Raw genomic sequence first — 13,228 nt, forward strand, 5'->3', positions numbered from 1 at the left:
CGCTCAGGTCCACCACCGACTGCGTCAGCGTCGCGGTGAGGGTGGCCACGGGCGTGGTGGCGGTGCGGCCGTCGCCAGCGGCCCCCGGGCTCACGCCCGAGGCGACATCCGGATTGAGCAGGTCATGGGCCAGGGCAGCCTGCGCGCGCGCATTGGGCAGCAGCGTGCCCAGCGCCTGTCGCCAGCGGCCACCGGCGCGCTCCACCCCGGCCTCCGCGCCGCGCAGGTCCGTGGAGCGCTCGCGCACGAGGGTAAGCGCCTCATCCCAGGTCTTCACCAGCCGGGGCGCCGGTGGAACGGGGGTGAGCATCGCGTCCTCGACCTTCGGCTGGATGGAAGCCGGGGGAAGGTCGGAGGGGGTCGGCTCGGACTGCACTGAGGTGGCGGCGAGCGCCAGGAGGAGGACGGAAGGGGTTGCCATACGCCAGACGTGCGGAAGGAGAGGGGTGACTGCGGCGTGCTGCCTGGAAATCCCCCCGAATGACGGCCTGCGGCGGAGACCGATGTAATTGACAACGGTTGTGGTTCGCAACCATCTTTACGGTCAATGACGCTCGCGGAGCAAGTAGCAACCCTGCGTCGCACCGTGCGCCGGCTCCTCGCCGAGCGGCTCGGAGAGCAGACGGGCAGGCCGTTCATGCAGCTGCTGGCGCTGAAATCCATCGCACATGGCGTGCGCAGCCAGGCCGCGCTCGCGGATCGGCTGTCGGTGGATCCTCCCGCAGCCAGTCGGCTCGTGGACCGCCTCGAGGAGGACGGGCTGGTGCACCGGCGCGCGGGCGAGGACCGCCGCTGTGTGCGGCTGGAGCTGGCGGAGAAGGGGCAGGCGGAGATGGTGCTGGTGACCGACGCGCTCCAATGGGTGGACGGGCAGCTGCGCGGGTACCTGGAGGACTCCGAGGCCGCGGAGCTGCAGCGCCTGCTGGCGAAGCTCCAGGACGGACTGACGCGGGATCAGGGCCCCACGCCGCCGGGCGGGTGCGCGACGGACGAGTGAGTTGCCCTGGCTCTTCCCTTCGCCGCTGCCACCGAGGATGGGTTCAGCTCTTCCGGCGGCGGCTCTGCCCTGCGCGAGGCCGCGGGCAGATGGTCTGCATCATTTGCCACATCGTCGGCTCCTTTCCATCCGAGGGAATCATCCCTCTCGAATGGATTGGAGAACCGTCATGCTTCAGTGCTCTTGGAAGAATTTGATTCTCGGCACGGGAATCGTCGCCCAGCTTGCCTGCGGGGGCCCGCCTCCCGCCGCCGGCGAAGCCCTGGGGCAGACGAAGAGCATTGCCTTGACGGGCAACAGCGCCATCAAGCGGCTCGACACGGCCTCTCTCAAGAAACACGTGGACATCACGGCGCTTGTTTCTTCAGGGCGCTCCGCTTTCGCGGTCGCACCCACCCTGCAAGCCAACGCTTTGTACGCCGAGGGCAGTGGCGGCTCCGTCGTTCAGACGAGCGACGGTGGCTATGCGTTCACCGGCACCACCACGGCCCTGGGCGATGATGACATTCTCCTGGTGAAGACAGACGCCTTCCTGAATGTCCAATGGGCCTACGCCTATGGCACCACCAACGACGACTCTGGGGTCGAGGTCCGCGCGACGAGTGATGGCGGGTTCCTGATTGCGGGACAGACCTTCCAGAACAACAACTTCGATTTCTATCTCGTCAGGACAGACTCCGCTGGCAACATCTATTGGCAGGGGCCGTATGGCGGAACCCTCCAGGAATATCCAGCCGCCATGGAGGTCACCCCTGACGGAGGGTGCATCCTCGTCGGCAAGACCCGGAGCAACCTGGGCTACCAGGATGCCTACATGATGAAGTTCTCCGCCACGGGAGCCGTGCAGTGGAGCAAGGCATTCACCAGCGGTGCGGACGGAACCTATGAGTTCGAGGGGGTCGCCAACGTTCCAGGCGGAGGCTATGTCGCCGTCGGTTCCAGGCAGGTCAAGGTGTCCGGAGGGGGCTGGGAGACCTATGGCTTTGCCGCGAAGGTGAGCAGCGCCGGCTCGACGCTCTTCCAGGTCAGCTCTGGACGGTTCGCGTACTTCACTGGAGTGGCGGCGACCTCCACTGGCTACGTGGCCGTTGGATACATCTATCCACCGGGGACCTCGTCGATTGGCGCCGATTTCTATTCAGCTCGATTCAACACCACGGGAGGCACTCTCTGGGCTCGTACGATCAGCGGAGGAACTCCCGGAGATTACCTGAGCGATGTCAAGGTCGCGAGTGATGGCAATTACGTCATCACGGGCAGCATCGTTCCGTCGAGCAGCCAGCGGAACCTGCGCCTCCTGAAGCTGGACAACAGCGGAAACACGCTCTGGTCTTTCGGCCCCTACCTCAGCACCGACGTCACGTCCGGTGAGAGCCTCGCCATGACCAGTGATGGGGGCTTCATCGTCAGCGGCGGCTACACCGACAGCACGAACACCCCCTATCTGCTGCTCTCCAAGTTCTCTCCCTGAGCGCGTCCTCGTGGGCGCCGTGGGTTCTACCTTCCCGTTCGACGTCCAAGGGAGAGCGCGGGAATAAGCGGAATGACCATGCGGAGGGGCGAGGTGGTGCTGGTCCGGTACACCTCGCTCCTCTTCGGTCTGTGCTGCCGGGAAGCCGGGGAGGCTCCACGCGAAGTCCCCGGGGAATTCACAAGTCCTATTGGCCTGGTGCCTCCTGCGGAGGGGGCGTCAAGGCGCGCAGGGGGGCATCGCTGCCCAGGACGATGAAGGGCGCCCAGTGGTGGGGGTGGGGTCGGGAAGCGCGCAGCGAGCGCATGGCTTCGCGAAGGGCGGAGGCGCGGCCCTGTCCGGCAACGAGGTTGCGGTAGTAGGCGTCCATGAGGAGGTAGGTGGAGTCGTCGGCGACCTTCCACAGACTCATGACGAGCGTTTCCGCGCCGGCGACCACCAGGGCGCGGCGCAGGCCGGAGACGCCCTGGCCCAGTTGGACCTCTCCGCGGCCGGTGTCGCAGGCGGAGAGGACGACGAGCTGGGTGCCCCAGAGGTTGAGTCCGGCCAGCTCGAGCGCCGTGACGAGAGCGGCGTCGGGCTGGGGCTCGTCAGGTGTGGAGGCGTCAGCCACCGGGGCGCTGGCGCCCGCGAGGGCGAGGCCGGAGCGCAGCAGCGGATCCTGGGGGCTCGGCGCCTGGGGGGCGTCGCCGAGTGCGCCGAAGTGGGCCACCGCGCGGGAGCCCGCGGGAATGGGGGCGTCCCCGAGGAAGAAGCCGTGAGTGGCCAGGTGGAGGATGCCGGGGGTGCGCACGCCGAGCAGCCGCTCCTTGGTGGCCTCGGGGCCTAGGAAGAGCTGGGCCTGCGGCAGGAGGCGCTGGATGCTCTCGGCCTCCTGGCGAGTGCCCGGCAGTGCCACCCACGCGCCGGGAGCAAGCTCCGCGCGCAGGGTGGAGAAGAAGCGCTTGAGCGAGGCGGAGGGCTCGGCCTGCGTGGGGAGGGCGCCAGAGGCGGAGGCGGCAGCGCGAGGTGATGCAGTGAAGTCTGGATCGGCGAGGACGAAGACGGTGGAAGAGGGGACTCCCTCCTGGGGATGAGGGAGGAGGTCCCTGCCTGAGGTGAGATAGGTGAAGTCGAAGGAGTCGAGGAGGAATCGGCGGCCATCGTGAAGAGCGGCAAAGGGGACGAGCCCCAGCTGGCCATCGGGAGAGAGGTAGATGCGGCGGGTCTTGCCCAGCAGGGGCAGCAGGGGCTGGAAGGCGAGCTGGTAGAGCGCATGGGCAGAGGTCTGGAATCGAGCGTCACGGTTTGCGAGTGCACCGCGCAGGCGCGAGGCGGCGAGGTCGATGGGCGCCGCGGGGCCGAGGTCCAAGGTTCGGGTGGAGGCATCGGGGAAGAGCACCAGCGCCAGATAGCGGAGCTGGCCAGGCGTCTTCGCGCGAGGCACGCCGGGTTTGCGGACGAGGGGCCCGTCCCTGTAGGCGATGAGCTCGATGAGGGCACTGTCTTTGGGAAGGGAGGCGGCGACGCGCTCGACGATTTCGGCGGGGGAGGGCAGCGCGGTGAGCGCGCGGAGGGGAGCGGAGCGCCTGGCCAGGTCTGCTTCGATGGCGTCGCCCTCGTCGGCCAGCGTCTTGAGGCGCTGTTGGTAGTCTTCAGGGAGGAGTGAGCCGGGCCCCGCGAGCGAGAGGGTGGCCAGTTGGGTGCGCAGGCCGCGCAGCCGCTCGAAGGTTTCGTGGTCCTCGGTGCCCAGGTTCCGGTAGAGGTTGCGGGAGATGTCGGCCGTCTCCCCGACGGAGCGGCCCTTGCGCAGGAGCACGGCGCTGAGGGCCAGGCGTTGCACGCGGGCGTCCCTGGGGTGAGCCCGCAGCAATGCGTAGAGCGCCTGCTCGTCCGCGCGCAGATATTGGAGGAAGCTGGCCAGGCGTGACTCGGAGAAGTCGAGCGCCTCCTGGCGCATGCGCTGCTCGGAACTGGAGAAGACGCGTGTGAAGAGCGGCAGGGCGTCGGCGAGGCGATGCTGGGCGAGGCGAAGCCGTGCGAGGGAGTTCACCGTCTGGGTGACGTCGGGGTGGTTCTTGCCGAGGGTCAGCTCACCGATGGAGATTGCGCGCAGGAAGAGAGGCTCGGCCCGGCCATATGCCCCCTGTGCCTGGTAGAGGGCGGCGAGATGGTGGAGCGTGGCGGCGACATTGGGGTGGTTGTTGCCGAGGGCCGCCTCCTGGATGGCGAGCGCGCGCTGCAAGAGCGGCTCGGCTCGGCCGTACAACCCCTGTTGCATGTAGTAGTTGGCGATATTCTGGATCAGGTAGGCGACGTCGGGGTGGTTCGGGCCGAGGGCTGTTTCCTGAATGGAGAGGGCGCGCTGGAAGATCGGCTCGGCCCGGCCATACAGCCCCTGTTCCGCGTAGACGAGGGCGAGGTTGTGGAGCGTGGAGGCAACGAGTGGGTGGGCGTTCCCGAGAGCCGTCTCGCGGATGGTGAGCACGCGCTGGAAGAGGAGCTCGGCCCGGCCGTACACCCCCTGGTTTGCGTAGAGGAGGCCAAGATTGTGGAGCGTCTGTGCGACCTCGGGGTGGTTGTTGCCGAAAGCCGCCTCGCGGATGGCGAGGGCGCGCTGGAAGAGCGGCTCGGCCCGGCCATACATTCCCTGTTGTGAGTAGAGATTGGCGAGGTTGTTGAGCCCCTGGGCGACGTCGGGGTGGCTCGCGCCAAGGGCCGCTTCGCGGATGGCGAGCGCGCGCTGGTAGAGCGGCTCGGCCCGGCCGTACAACCCCTGGTCGTAGTAGAGGGCGGCGAGGTTGTTGAGGGTTTGGGCGACACGTGGGTGGCTCTTGCCGAGGGCCGCCTCGCGGATGGCGAGCGCGCGCTGGTAGAGCGGCTCGGCCCGGCCGTACAACCCCTGATGCTTGTAGAGGATGCCGAGGGATTGGAGCGTGGAGGCGACGTCGGGGTGGTTCTCGCCAAGGGCCGCTTCGCGGATGGCGAGCGCGCGCTGGAAGAGCGGCTCGGCCCGGCCATACATTCCCTGTTCCTCGTGGAGGATGGCGAGGTTCTGGAGCGTTTCGGCGACGTCGAGGTGGTTGTTGCCGAGGGCGGCCTCTCGGATGGTGAGGGCGCGCTGAAGCACGGGTTCGGCGTCGGCCAGGCGGCTCCCGCCCCTCCAATGAAGCTCACCCATCAGGTTCAGACATCTGGCGACGTCGAGATGCGTGCCTCCGAGCACGGCCTCACGGAGGGCAAGTGCATGCTCGGCCCGTGCAAGGGCCTCGGAATACTTGCCTGTGGCACTGAGCTTCGTTGCCTCGTCAAAGGCTGCTTGTGCCTCCTGCAGCCGCGCATCCGGCATCTCCTGGCTTGCGCCTCCTGCAGCCGCGCAGCAAAAAATCACAAGCATCCATCGGAAGATCTGCCGCATCTTTTTGCCCCCCCGAAATCCAAAGACAGCCAGAGCTACGGAAACCGTGGCGAGTACGAGGCGCAGACGTGCGCGCGGATTCTCGCGACGCGCGCTGTACGCGGTGGCTGAATCATATCAGAGGGCTGGGAGCCTCTTGCCTCGCCTCCACCGGCCATCGAGTCGTCCCAATGGACGATGATGCCCCCGGAGGCCTGCTCGTACGCGAGGTTCCGCCGTGCGCCAATGGACATTCTCCTGGACACCTGGAAGTACCGGACGCCCGGGATGCCCTCGCACAGGTCTCCGACAGCGTCCTCTTCCGCGTCCACGCTGATGAGCTCCCGGCTGGGAGGGCCCGCGCGGCGAAGAGCTCGCGCGTGAGCGGGATGACCGCGCGGCGATCTGACGTGGGCATGATGCAGGAGACCCTGGACCGAACCCGGCTCCGTCAAGCTGGTGCGGAGCCGAAGCCGGAAGAGGCGGGTGTGCCGACGGAGGCGCCAGAAACGGCGAAGGGCCCGGTCCCCAAGAGGACCGAGCCCTTCATGTCCGACGTGGCGTGAGCCGGTGCCTCAGACGGGCGCGGGCTTGTTCTCGGAGTCGGTCGGAGCGGCGGACTCGGCGGCGGGCGCCTCGGAAGGCGCGGGGGCGGGAGCCTGCTGGGCGGCGGTCTGGGCCTCCGTCTCGGCGCGCACGCGGGCGGTCTCCTCGGTGCGCTGGTCGCTGGCGGCCATCTCCTCCGGCGTCAGCTCGGTGCGTTCGGCGAGCATGCCCGTCTTCTTCTCCAGGTCCTTGATGGCGCGGCGGATGAGGTCGCGCTCCAGGAGCGTGCGGTTCAGGCGCTTCTCCAGCGCCTTGTACTTGTCCCGCATCAGGTCCAGGTCGTTCTTGGCGGCGGCGTAGACGCGCTGCTGCGTCTCGTTGCGGCCCTTCACCCGGCGCAGCTCCTTCTCCAGCTCCACCGCGCGCGAGCGCTCCTTGTTGGCCTGCTGCTCCAGGCGCTCCATCTTCTCGCGGTCCGCGTCGTTCAGCTCGCGGAAGCGGCGCGCGCCGCGGTCCTGCTGCGCGGCGTCGGCAGCGGGGGTCACCGTCACGGCGGCGGCCACGACGGACTCACCCTCCTTGGCGGGGGCGGAAATCTGCGGAGCGGCCACGGGGGCCGCGACGGGCACGGGGGCCGGAGCCGGCTGCGGGCGACGGCCGCGCGACTCCATCTCCGCCTTCAGGCGCTGGTTCTCGGTGATGGCGTGCGCCAGCTCCTCGCGGGTCTGCTCGAGCTGGAGGGACGCGGCGCGCTCGACCTCGGCGCGGGCCTTCGCCAGGTCCTGCGGCCCCTTGTCCGACTCCTTCTGCTCGAAGATCTTGCGCTTGGCCTGCTTGAGCTGGTCCTTCACGTCCTGCAACTGGGTGCGCTGCTCGTCCAGCTCCTTCTGCTTCCGCTGGAGCTCCGCCTCCGCCTTCGTGCGCCGCTGCGACTCGGATTCCAGCTCGTTGCGGGACGAGGGCGCGGACGAAGAGGAGGAGGACGGGAGCGCGGCTCGGTTCGAGCCGCCAAAGAGCAGGATGCCGAGCGTCACGGCAAACCCGATCGATACGAGGATGAGTGCAACCAGCACGGGGACGACCTCCACGGGAGATGCAAAAAGCGGGGCAGCCTACCGTCAGACACCGGCCCGTCAAGGGTCCACTGCCGGACGGAGTTCCCTACGAGGCCCTCCATGCCCTGCCTCGAGACGCTTTGCACTCTGGAAATCGACTCCTGGGGTGGGCGGCGTCCGGGCAGGGCAGGGCCTTCCCCGGTCCCCTGTGAGCCGCGATGCTGCGCGCCATGCCTCACCTGGAGCTGCGCCCCAAGACGCACGTGTCGAGCTTCCGCAAGCTGGCCATCGGCAGCTGGGAGACGGCGTATGACCCCACGGTCTACGGCACGCTCACGGTGCGGATGGACCGGGCGCTGGCCTACATGGAGGCCTTCCAGGCGCGCACCGGCGTGCGGCTCACGGTGACGCACCTGGTGCTCAAGGCGCTGGCGGAGGCGCTGCGCCGCTGTCCCGACGCCAACGCCGTGCTCCGCTTCAGCCGCATCTACCTGCGCCAGCGCATTACCGTGTCCGCGCTGGTGGCGAGGCCGGAGGGAAACGGGACGCGGCTGGTGCCCGTGCGGGTGGAGGACGCGGACAAGAAAGGTCTGCGGGAATTGGCGGCGGAGTTGGAGGCGGCGGTTCGCGCGGAGCCGGAGGCCCGGCGCGGGTGGCGGCTGGTGGAGCGGGTGCCGTCGCCGCTGCTGCACCTGTTCACGCGGGTGGTGTCGTTCCTCGCGGTGACGCTGAACCTGGACCTGGGGCGGTTTGGCCTGCCGAGGGACGCGTTCGGCGCGGCCGTCGTCACGGACGTGGGCACGCTGGGGCTGGACATCGCGTACCTGCCGCTGGTGCCATTCACGCGCGTTCCGGTGTTCCTCTCACCGGGCGCCGTGCGCGAGACGGCGGTGGTGGAAGGGGAGCGCGTGGTGGTGGGGAAGGTGATGAGCGTGAATGCGTCCATCGACCACCGCTTCATCGACGGCTACCACGCGGGGGTTCTGGCCGGCACGATTCGCGAGATGCTCGAGGACCCGTTCACCGCCTTCGGCGAGCCTGAAGCAGGGGCGTGAAGTGAGCGCTACGTATTGATGGCATTCCAGAAGGCAGTCGCCAGTCCATCCAGCTCGGCCTGCGCATCACTCTTGATCAAGACATTGGAGTGCCGCTCTCCGGGAGCGGCGATGGTGACGTACTGGAAGGTCTTCTCGTCGTAGTACGCGCGCAGCCAACGTTTACCGCTTGCCTTGGTGATGTGGAACTTCTTGAACTGGGCCCGCCCGGAGTCGGTATCCGTGACGGTGAAATGCGGCGCCGCATCGAGCGCCACTCCCGCCCTTCGATAGCAATACGACGGAGAGTCGAGAAGGTCGCTGGTGGTGTAGTCGCTACCGCCGACGGTGACGGTTCCTGGCATGTCCTTACAAGTCACTGCCATGGGGTCTCGCTTTGTAGGCTGGTTGTACCCGTTCACGGATACGCTGGTGACGTTGAGGCCCTCAGGCGGTTGCCTGGGAACCACGGTCACCCAGTTGCAAGTGACGTACCAGAATGAACCTCAGAGAGGTTTGAGAGGGCCTCCCCTGGCATGACCTGCGCGCCCCGTGCAACTGCGTCTTCGATGGACGCAGCCGCGTTCAAGGGAAACGCGTTCCCGGCTGGCATGGCTCAAGCCCACCTCGATGGGCGGCCGCGTCGTCAGTACGCGTACTCCCAGCCGCCGGGTCCACGTGCCCGGTAGCCACCCGCGCGGGCGCCCAGCTCGCGCAGCCTGCGCACGCGCTCCGGAATGGGCGGGTGCGTGGAGAACAGCTTCATGACGCCGCCGTGGTGCAGCGGATTGACGATGAACAGGTGCGAGGTGGCCGGAGCCCTGTCGTAGGGCATTGCTTCCGCGCCGCGCTCCAGTTTCAGCAGCGCATCCGCCAGCGCATCCGGGTCACCGCACAGCTCCGCGCCCGCCAGGTCCGCGCCGTACTCGCGCGAGCGGCTCACCGCCAGCTGCAACAGCGTTGCGGCGATGGGCGCCACCAGCAGCAGGCCCAGGCTGGCGAACGCGCCGCCGAAACCCTCGTCGTCGTCACTCCGCGACAGCATGGACCCGCCGAACCAGAACAGCATCTGCGCCGCGTAGCTGATGACGCCTGCGAGCGTCGCCGCCACCGTGCCGATGAGCGTGTCCCGGTTGCGCACGTGGCCGAGCTCGTGCGCGAGCACGCCCTCCAGCTCGCGCCGGTCGAGGATGTCCATCAGCCCCGCCGTCACCGCCACCGCCGCGTTCTTCGGGTTGCGTCCGGTGGCGAACGCATTGGGCGAGCGCGTGGGCAGCAGGTACACCCTGGGCTTGGGCATGCCCGCGCGGGTCGCCAGCCGCTCCACCATCTGGTGCAGCCAGGGCGCACTCTCGTAGGGCAACGGCTTTGCGCCGTGGATGGCCAGGGCAATCCGGTCGCTGAACCAGTAGGAGCCGAAGTTCATCACCACCGCGAAGAGGCCCGCGAACATCAGGCCCTGCGCGCCGCCGAGCCGCTGGCCGAGGAGGAGCACGAGCGCCGTCAGGCCCGCGAGCAGCACCGTCGTCTTGAGCGCGTTGCCCAGACGGTGCCACCCACCACCGCCAATGCTTCGCGAGGGATTGTGGGTGCCGCTGTAAGCCATGGCCGTCTCGTTCCTTTCGCCCCCGTCTCGGGGTCTCAGAAACGTAAACAGGGACCCGGGTGCGGCAACGGAAGCGGGCGGGCACCCGGTGGGGACGTGGGGCACCGGGCACGCCCGGAGGACAGGCGCGGGGCCGAGCGCTTCGTCAGAGATAGAAGCGGTCCGTCACGCCAGCCGTGCGCTGGAGGATGGCGCTCCAGCCGAGCCACACGTCGATGCCGCTCTTCTCCGCCGCCGCTTCTCCGCCGAGCGCACCCAGCGAGCCCGTGCATCCGGCGAGCGTGCACAGCCCCGAGTCCGTGAGGTGCTCCAGGAGGACGCGCAGCGTGGGCATGCCGCGCGACTCGAAGCGGTCCGTCACGTCGTCGCGCCCCGCGAAGTCCGGCTCGTCCAGCGCGTCCTTCAGGAAACGCTCCAGGGCCCACCAGAAGAGGTACACCTCCGCCCGCCGTCCCGAAGCGACGGCCGCCGCGGCGATGGACAGCCCCTGGTGGACGCGGTCGTAGTCGCCGCTGTGCAGGAAGACGACCACCTTGGACGCGGGGGCGCTCACGAGGGCCTCATACCGCCCACAAGCGGGCCTCGTCCATTGGCGTCCATGGAGCGACCGCTCAGGGTCCTTTGTCTTGCGCCCCGCCCCTGCCGCTTGCTAGGAAACCCCCGGGCATTCAGGCACTTACACGCTTTGAGCAGTTTCGAGCGGACCGGGTTCGAGCACCATGAGCGAGGACATCACAGCCAGGCGCAAGGATGCCCACCTGGACCTGTGCGCCACGGGTGACGTCGAGCCCGCCCAGAACAGCACCCTGCTGGAGTGTGTCCGCCTGATCCACTGCGCCATGCCGGAGATGGCGGTGGAGGACGTGGACCTGCGCACGCCCTTTCTTGGGAAGACGCTGCGCGCCCCGCTGCTCGTCACGGGCATGACGGGCGGCACCGAGCGCGCCGGCGCCGTCAACCGCGACCTGGCGCTGCTGGCCGAGCGTCACGGGCTGGCCTTCGGCGTGGGCAGCCAGCGCGCCATGGCGGAGGACGCCTCGCGGGCCGCGTCGTTCCAGGTGCGGCAGGTGGCGCCCACGGTGGCGCTGCTGGGCAACATCGGCCTGTACCAGGCGGTGCGGCTGGGCGTGGACGGGGCGCGGCGGCTGGTGGAGGCCATTGGCGCGGACGGACTGGCGCTGCACCTCAACGCGGGCCAGGAACTCACGCAGCCGGAGGGCGACCGGGACTTCCGCGGCGGCTACCGCGTGGTGGAGGAGCTGGTGCGCGCCTTCGGCGACCGGCTGCTGGTGAAGGAGACGGGGTGCGGCATCGGCCCGGACGTGGCGCGGCGCTTGGCGGGCCTGGGCGTGCGGAACCTCGACGTGTCCGGCCTCGGTGGCACCTCGTGGGTGCGGGTGGAGCAGCTGCGCGCGTCGGGCGTGCAGGCGCAGTTGGGGGCCGAGTTCAGCGCGTGGGGCATTCCCACCGCGGCGGCCCTGGCCACCGTGCGGGGAGCCGTGGGACCGGACCTCCGGCTGGTGGCCAGCGGTGGCATCCGGACGGGATTGGAAGCGGCCAAGGTACTCGCGCTCGGCGCGGACCTGGCGGGCATGGCGCTGCCGCTGTTCCGCGCGCAGCAGGCGGGTGGGTACGAGGGTGCGGAGGCGGCGCTGGGAGTCATCCTCGCGGGCCTGCGGCAGGCGCTCGTCCTGACGGGGAGCAGAAGCTGCGCTGAACTGCGGCAGCGGCCCCGGGTGGTCACTGGAGAGTTGAAGGATTGGTTGGCGGCCCTGTAGAGCAGTGCCGCGCCGAAGTGGGGAAGAGAGAACATGTCTGAGACCGTGACGTCCCGGCTCGCCGGGTTCCACAAGCTGCCGATGGAGGAGCGCCTCGCGCAGCTCGCCCGGATGTTCCGGCTCACGCCCGAGGAACTGCTGCAACTGCGCGGCACGGAGTCCCTGGAGCCCGTGCTCGCCAACCAGATGATCGAGAACGCGGTGGGCACCTTCTCCCTGCCGCTGGGCCTGGGCCTCAACATGCAGGTCAACGGGCGCGACTACCTGGTGCCCATGGCCGTTGAGGAGCCGTCCGTCGTCGCGGCGGTGTCCTTCGCCGCGAAGATCGTCCGCGAGGCGGGCGGCTTCACCGCCGAGGCTGACGAGTCGGTGATGATCGGCCAGATCCAGGTGACGCGCTACGGCGACCCGACGGTGGCCACCGAGAACATCCTGGCGCACAAGGAGCAGATCCTCGCGCTGGCCAACAGCTTCCACCCGTCCATGGTGGCGCGCGGCGGTGGCGCCCGGGACGTGGAGGTCCGCGTGCTGCCGGCGCCGGAAGGCCCGCGCGGCGAGCCGCTGCTCATCGTCCACGTCCTCATCGACACGCAGGAGGCGATGGGGGCCAACCTCATCAACACCGTGGCCGAGGGCGTGGCCCCGCTCATCGAGCAGATCACCGGCGGCAAGGTGTACCTGCGCATCCTCTCCAACCTGGCGGACCGCCGGCTGGCGCGCGCGATGTGCCGCATTCCGCTGGCGCAGCTGGCGGACTTCAACATGCCGGGCGAGGAGATTGCCGAAGGCATCGCCCAGGCCAGCCGCTTCGCGGAGGCCGACCCGTACCGCGCCGCCACGCACAACAAGGGCGTGATGAACGGCATCGACTCGGTGGCCATCGCCACGGGTCAGGACTGGCGCGCGATTGAAGCCGGCGCGCACGCGTTCGCCTGCCGCGGTGGACAGTACCGGCCGCTCTCCACGTGGTACCTGGAGGAGGGCCACCTGGTGGGCCGGATTGAACTGCCCATGGCGCTGGGCACGGTGGGCGGCCCCATCAAGGTGCACCCGGGCGTGCAGATGTCGCTCAAGCTGATGCGCACCTCCAGCGTGCGCGAGCTGGCGATGGTGTTCGCGGCGGTGGGCCTGGCGCAGAACTTCGCGGCGCTGCGGGCGCTGGGCAGCGTGGGCATCCAGAAGGGCCACATGGCGCTGCACGCGCGCTGCGTGGCGGTGACGGCGGGCGCGCGCGGCCACTGGGTGGAGAAGATTGCCAACCTCCTGGTGAAGGCCGGGCACGTGAAGGTGGAGAAGGCCCGGGAGCTGCTCGCCAGCCTTCCGGCCGAGGACGCCGCGGCCGCCACCGGCACCAACGGCTGAGCC

10 protein-coding genes and 1 pseudogene are annotated in these 13,228 nt (G+C 69.0%); 5 read left to right on the plus strand and 6 right to left on the minus strand.

The genetic code is table 11. The features are described from left to right. A pseudogene (locus G4D86_RS34545) lies at positions 1-421 on the minus strand (TolC family protein); the annotation flags it as partial. Positions 422-547: 126 nt separating this feature from the next. Between G4D86_RS34545 and G4D86_RS34550 the strand changes: the two are divergent. Together G4D86_RS34550 and G4D86_RS34555 are read left to right on the plus strand one after the other, a co-directional pair. After that, entirely contained in the window at positions 548-997 is a 450-nt protein-coding gene (locus G4D86_RS34550; protein ID WP_163998382.1) for a MarR family winged helix-turn-helix transcriptional regulator, read from the plus strand. Positions 998-1,166: 169 nt separating this feature from the next. Beyond that, positions 1,167-2,468 (plus strand): hypothetical protein, encoded by a 1,302-nt coding sequence (locus G4D86_RS34555; protein ID WP_163998383.1) that lies wholly within the window; start codon positions 1,167-1,169, stop codon positions 2,466-2,468. A 187-nt stretch (positions 2,469-2,655) separates the two neighbouring features. Here the strand turns inward: G4D86_RS34555 and G4D86_RS34560 are convergent, their stop codons facing one another. After that, the gene (locus tag G4D86_RS34560; RefSeq protein ID WP_163998384.1) at positions 2,656-5,865 is read right to left on the minus strand and encodes a CHAT domain-containing tetratricopeptide repeat protein; all 3,210 of its coding nucleotides are present in this window, start codon (positions 5,863-5,865) and stop codon (positions 2,656-2,658) included. 554 nt (positions 5,866-6,419) lie between these two features. Continuing rightward, entirely contained in the window at positions 6,420-7,463 is a 1,044-nt protein-coding gene (locus tag G4D86_RS34565) for a coiled-coil domain-containing protein (RefSeq protein ID WP_163998385.1), read from the minus strand. A 200-nt stretch (positions 7,464-7,663) separates the two neighbouring features. On the opposite strand from G4D86_RS34565, the gene G4D86_RS34570 reads away from it, so the two are divergent. Then, positions 7,664-8,500, plus strand: a complete 837-nt coding sequence (locus tag G4D86_RS34570; RefSeq protein ID WP_275899176.1) for a 2-oxo acid dehydrogenase subunit E2 — start codon at positions 7,664-7,666, stop codon at positions 8,498-8,500. Positions 8,501-8,508: 8 nt separating this feature from the next. On the opposite strand, the gene G4D86_RS34575 is transcribed toward G4D86_RS34570, so the two are convergent. The 3 genes from G4D86_RS34575 to G4D86_RS34585 form a co-directional block, all read right to left on the minus strand. Next, a complete protein-coding gene (locus G4D86_RS34575; protein WP_163998386.1) occupies positions 8,509-8,844 on the minus strand; it encodes a hypothetical protein in 336 nt (111 codons plus the stop codon). A gap of 281 nt (positions 8,845-9,125) precedes the next feature. After that, entirely contained in the window at positions 9,126-10,085 is a 960-nt protein-coding gene (locus tag G4D86_RS34580) for a zinc metalloprotease HtpX (protein ID WP_163998387.1), read from the minus strand. Between the two features lie 145 nt (positions 10,086-10,230). Then, positions 10,231-10,638 (minus strand): hypothetical protein, encoded by a 408-nt coding sequence (locus G4D86_RS34585; RefSeq protein ID WP_240360624.1) that lies wholly within the window; start codon positions 10,636-10,638, stop codon positions 10,231-10,233. Positions 10,639-10,804: 166 nt separating this feature from the next. Between G4D86_RS34585 and fni the strand changes: the two genes are divergently transcribed. Then, complete coding sequence (gene fni, locus G4D86_RS34590) at positions 10,805-11,863, plus strand: type 2 isopentenyl-diphosphate Delta-isomerase (protein WP_163998388.1); 1,059 nt, start codon at positions 10,805-10,807, stop codon at positions 11,861-11,863. Between the two features lie 33 nt (positions 11,864-11,896). After that, positions 11,897-13,225: a hydroxymethylglutaryl-CoA reductase, degradative gene (locus G4D86_RS34595; protein WP_163998389.1), complete on the plus strand. Its 1,329-nt coding sequence runs from the start codon at positions 11,897-11,899 to the stop codon at positions 13,223-13,225. Positions 13,226-13,228 lie beyond the last annotated feature (3 nt).

The sequence above is a fragment of the Pyxidicoccus caerfyrddinensis genome, assembly GCF_010894405.1.
In the GTDB taxonomy this organism is placed as follows: Bacteria; Myxococcota; Myxococcia; order Myxococcales; family Myxococcaceae; genus Myxococcus; species Myxococcus caerfyrddinensis.

What these genes read in the sequence shown, in the direction of transcription:
- G4D86_RS34550 (WP_163998382.1), top strand. Translation starts at nt 548, where the DNA reads ATGACGCTCGCGGAGCAAGTAGCAACCCTGCGTCGCACCGTGCGCCGG.
- G4D86_RS34555 (WP_163998383.1), top strand. Translation starts at nt 1,167, where the DNA reads ATGCTTCAGTGCTCTTGGAAGAATTTGATTCTCGGCACGGGAATCGTC.
- G4D86_RS34560 (WP_163998384.1), bottom strand. Translation starts at nt 5,865, where the DNA reads ATGCGGCAGATCTTCCGATGGATGCTTGTGATTTTTTGCTGCGCGGCT.
- G4D86_RS34570 (WP_275899176.1), top strand. Translation starts at nt 7,664, where the DNA reads ATGCTGCGCGCCATGCCTCACCTGGAGCTGCGCCCCAAGACGCACGTG.
- G4D86_RS34575 (WP_163998386.1), bottom strand. Translation starts at nt 8,844, where the DNA reads ATGCCAGGAACCGTCACCGTCGGCGGTAGCGACTACACCACCAGCGAC.
- G4D86_RS34580 (WP_163998387.1), bottom strand. Translation starts at nt 10,085, where the DNA reads ATGGCTTACAGCGGCACCCACAATCCCTCGCGAAGCATTGGCGGTGGT.
- fni (WP_163998388.1), top strand. Translation starts at nt 10,805, where the DNA reads ATGAGCGAGGACATCACAGCCAGGCGCAAGGATGCCCACCTGGACCTG.
- G4D86_RS34595 (WP_163998389.1), top strand. Translation starts at nt 11,897, where the DNA reads ATGTCTGAGACCGTGACGTCCCGGCTCGCCGGGTTCCACAAGCTGCCG.